4 protein-coding genes are annotated in these 4,181 nt (G+C 40.9%); 2 read left to right on the top strand and 2 right to left on the bottom strand.

Going from position 1 to position 4,181, the window contains the following annotated elements; genetic code table 11:
* Together ABWY16_RS10395 and ABWY16_RS10390 are read right to left on the bottom strand one after the other, a co-directional pair.
* Positions 1-796: hypothetical protein (locus tag ABWY16_RS10395; protein WP_353904577.1), on the bottom strand; the 796-nt coding region annotated here is incomplete at its 3' end.
* A gap of 3 nt (positions 797-799) precedes the next feature.
* Complete coding sequence (locus ABWY16_RS10390; protein ID WP_353904576.1) at positions 800-1,348, bottom strand: hypothetical protein; 549 nt, start codon at positions 1,346-1,348, stop codon at positions 800-802.
* Positions 1,349-1,616: 268 nt separating this feature from the next.
* On the opposite strand from ABWY16_RS10390, the gene ABWY16_RS10385 reads away from it, so the two are divergent.
* Complete coding sequence (locus ABWY16_RS10385; RefSeq protein ID WP_353904575.1) at positions 1,617-3,170, top strand: hypothetical protein; 1,554 nt, start codon at positions 1,617-1,619, stop codon at positions 3,168-3,170.
* Position 3,171: 1 nt separating this feature from the next.
* Positions 3,172-4,017: a glycoside hydrolase family 19 protein gene (locus ABWY16_RS10380; RefSeq protein ID WP_353904574.1), complete on the top strand. Its 846-nt coding sequence runs from the start codon at positions 3,172-3,174 to the stop codon at positions 4,015-4,017.
* The last annotated feature ends 164 nt before the right edge of the window (positions 4,018-4,181 follow it).

The following is a 4,181-nucleotide window of genomic DNA, read 5'->3' as shown; positions in this document are numbered from 1 at the left end:
TGATATCCTTAGTGATACTCTGTACGGCGATGTTATGCGTTTTAGCTGCCTGATTGTCCTGATCAGACTGCCCCCCTGACTGGTCATTTGAAACAGGGCTCTTGACGTTCACTAACAAAAACGGGCCGGTCTTTCTATAATCCGCTGTACTGCCACCAATTTTTTTCAGGGAGTCCATAGCCCTCACTGAATCCCGCAGATTGTAAACTCTGCTTTGCAGCAGATCTATTTCATCTGCGAAGTAGGGGACATTGGAATTATTTTTACCTTCAGGCAGTTCGTTTGTCTGCTCTGATATTTTTTGGACATAAAGATTTTTGCCATCGCGATAACTGAATTTTGAAGTGACAAGCTTTAAGCCGGCGTTATTTTCAGCCCCTGTGTTATAGCATTGTTTTTCCTTCAGCCTGTCTGCTATAATCTCCTTATATGTCCTCGTTGTAGAATTGAATTTTTGACTTGATACTGTGCTAAGCGTCAGGCATTTCCTGAAGTAAGCATTAGAGCGTTCACAACTGCCTGCGTCATAATAGTATTTCCCAATCTGATAATAGGCCGGAAGCAGTTCTGCGGGGCTTAGGTTCCTGTTTAATGCAATACATTGCTCGTAATAATTTGCCGCATTACCTGAGGACTTCAACAGATCATCATATAAGTTCTTCCTGTAATTTTCTTTTAGCTTACTCTTCAGTTTCTGGATCTTTTCTGATTCCTTATCCAATGAGGAACAGGCATCCTGGCTATAGCATTGGATTGAAGAAATCACGCACATTAAAACAACTGCCAATGCTTTCATAAGCTATTGATTTGGTGTTGAATTTGTCGAGTCCTTCTCAGTAACGTCGTGTTTCTTCTTCTTTACAAATGCGGGTATTTCAGCATCTGTTGATGTATCTGTGATATCTTCCTTCCGTTCCTGAGTAGGTTCCTGCCCCTGAATTTCAAGCGGTGTCTGTAATTCTACATTATACTCGATCTTAATTTTTGCACAAACAATGATGATGACAGTTGCGCAAAGAATGGCAAAAATACCGGGCGACATCTTCGCCACTTTGAAACTGGTTGTTGGGAGCTGGGCGCTGCCTTCAAGATCTCCTTTGGCATCAATTATAAATAAGGCAAAGCCTATAAAACCGAAAGACATAGCAATTGAAAAGGCTGTTGAGATCAAGGCCATTCTCCTTTCAGAATTGTAGCTCACCATAGTTTCCAGCTTGATCTGATCCGGAGGGGGAGATTTAAACAGATAGTAGAAAAGGTAAAGTGCAGAGGATGTCAAACTCAAGCAGCCGATCAGAATTGCTCCCCGGTAGATGAATACAAGAAATTTATCTGATTTTCCTTCCATGATTAGTCTTACAATTTAACTAATCACAACGCGCTGAAAAATAGCAATTTATTGCTATTGATCTTGACTTCAATGTCCAGCAGTAGAAAATTTTGTCACCATCAACCAGCTCGATCAAAATGACAAGAAGTAACTATTTCCAACGCTACTCTGCTCATGTATCTTTAAATAATCCCTGCCAAATCATAATATTAATTGTCAATAAGAGTATCACTCAAAAGTATAAAACAAGCTTATAAAATGACATTTAGCACTAAATATAAATCTCATGTTTAATAATGTTGTACTGGATGTTGCCATCGGGGTTGTTTTCATATTTCTGTTATACAGTCTGCTTGCCACATCCATACAGGAGGCTATCGCTTCGGGATTAGCGCTGAGGGCACGAACGTTGAAGGATGGTATTATCAACGGAATGCTCTGCAATACTCCAAATTACTCTCGGATCGAGAGTTTAGCTGTCGGTACTATAGACTTCTTTAAAAGTTTTATTCATCTTTTCCATAAACCAGCAGTAACGAAGAAAAGGCTGGGTCATTACTTTTACGACCATCCAATGATCAAAAATTATGGTTCCAGCCGTATATATTCATTACCTTCTTACCTGCCGGGAGGTAATTTTTCAACAGTAATCATCGATATTCTCCGTGATGATTTCTTCAGAAAACTCGATGCCATTGCTGAAACGAAACTGGCAGATACTCCAGGACAAACAAAGGAACAGATTGCAGAACAACTTCGTAATAGCGCTGACGGGGTCAAAATAAAAGAACTCCTTAGTTTATATGCAAGTTACTACCTGACTAAAACGCCACTTATCAAAGAACCGGATCTGATTATTGAAAGGGATACATTGCAGATCCTACAGATGCATCTTCGTAACAGCTACTATAACCTCGATGACTTTGTAAAGAAAATAGAAACATGGTATGATGATAGTATGGACCGCATATCCGGATGGTATAAAAGGCGGGTACAGCTATTACTGTTCCTTATTGGTTTGTTTATCGCAATTGCATTCAATGTCGATATCATCAGGATTGCCGGAAAGCTTTCCTCAGACAAAGATGCTCGCGATCAGTTGGTACAAATTGCTATCAAAGAAGCAGATAACTATAAAGATGATCCAAGGGTTAATACGTTAAATCCATCAAGAGATTCAGACCTTGTACTTGCCCGGGAAAGGTACGATCGGGCCATCAAAGATGCGCGCAAAATCATTGATACAAGTATCGTAAAACCTAATCAAATCCTGGCCTTAGGATGGGGGGACTACGGTAGATCAAACGATAGCATTAAACTGTTTAAAAAGCTTTTCGAACCGGACAGCGTTAAAATTGTAACTGCTTATACTACACTGGAGAAGAAATTAAGAAAAGCACTCCCGATAGTAATTAAAGCAGCTCCAGCTAAGAAATCTAACATCCAAGGTATTATCCAAAATCAGGTCATGGCAAAAGTCAATGGTAAAAGCCTGAAAGACTCTTTGCGAATAGCAAAAGTACATGCGCAGTCAATAGCGTATCAATGTGCAACTGAAGATTATAGTGGCTTGAGGAGGATTAAAAACACCACAGCTCATGTTCTTCGCGAGAGTTGGGATGCAGCAAAAATCGCAGGTTTCTTACTCACAGCTTTGGCTATCTGCCTGGGTGCCCCTTTCTGGTTTGATTTGCTCAATAAGCTTGTGAATATACGTGCAACCGGAAAACGTGAAGAAAATAATAACAGCAGTGGCGTAAGCGCAGGCACTTCGCCAGAGCAGCAGCCTGTAACAGTCAACATTGGAAATCAGCAAGCTGGCGGGGAGGCCGTAGGATAATATGGCACAATTACTTGTAAAAGCACCCAAATTAAACAGAAGGAGCATTGTTCCTCCATTTCTTCCTTACACAAAGGGAATAGCCGGAACAGTAAACCAGGGCTATACCTTTGAAGGCGAGGAAGCACTACCAAGTGAAGTGCCGAACCCAGCATTGGGTAAATGGTATAAAGATTCCTCCGGCTATTATTATTGGGGAGGCGCACTGGAACTTCTCCCAAAAAGCATCGTCGCAAATACAGGTTCCCTTACCAATATCCTCACAGTAGAGCAGATACAGCATGGAACGAAATCTACCCTTCAAGCCGCCCAAAAATTCCTGCCTTATCTTACAGACACCTGCAGCATGTACGAAATCAATACAAAGAAACGCCAGCTTTGCTTTCTGGCCCAAATCGGTCATGAAAGTGCTGGTCTTTTATATACGGAGGAGCTGGCAAGTGGTGCAGCGTATGAAGGCCGGAAGAGCCTTGGAAATAACACGCCTGGTGATGGGGTCAGGTACAAAGGACGGGGGTTGATTCAAATTACCGGACGAGGTAATTATAAATGGCTGTCAAATGATTTGAATGTTGATTTTATCACCAATCCAAGCTTGCTTGGCGGCAAAGACGCAAACGCCTGCAGTCCCGAACAATTAAAATACGCCACACAAAGTGCTGGCTGGTACTGGAACAATCATACCCTAAATTCGATTGCTGATCAGATAGATCTTCATATAGCGATTGATGAAGAACCCAATCTGACACATTTTAAATTGATTACAAAGCGAATCAACGGTGGTTATCGTGGCTTAGAAGATCGTTTAGCCCGTTATCAATCAGGGCTTCCCTTTTTTAGAGATTAAAATTGATCTTCTCTAAAATAGCTATTTCTTGTTATTTTTTTCCTGATGGTATATGGCTACATTTCTGAAGTATGATGCGATAAATCAGTTTGTTATATTTCTGCATATCGATATGTAGTTATTGCCCCTTCATGGGTGATCTCAATATTAACCTCTCAAAGCTA

Source organism: Pedobacter sp., assembly GCF_040513095.1.
GTDB lineage: Bacteria > Bacteroidota > Bacteroidia > Sphingobacteriales > Sphingobacteriaceae > Pedobacter.
Note: the sequence above shows the minus strand (reverse complement) of the source record. Positions and strands in the feature narration are given on the sequence as shown.

What these genes read in the sequence shown, in the direction of transcription:
- ABWY16_RS10390 (WP_353904576.1), bottom strand. Translation starts at nt 1,348, where the DNA reads ATGGAAGGAAAATCAGATAAATTTCTTGTATTCATCTACCGGGGAGCA.
- ABWY16_RS10385 (WP_353904575.1), top strand. Translation starts at nt 1,617, where the DNA reads ATGTTTAATAATGTTGTACTGGATGTTGCCATCGGGGTTGTTTTCATA.
- ABWY16_RS10380 (WP_353904574.1), top strand. Translation starts at nt 3,172, where the DNA reads ATGGCACAATTACTTGTAAAAGCACCCAAATTAAACAGAAGGAGCATT.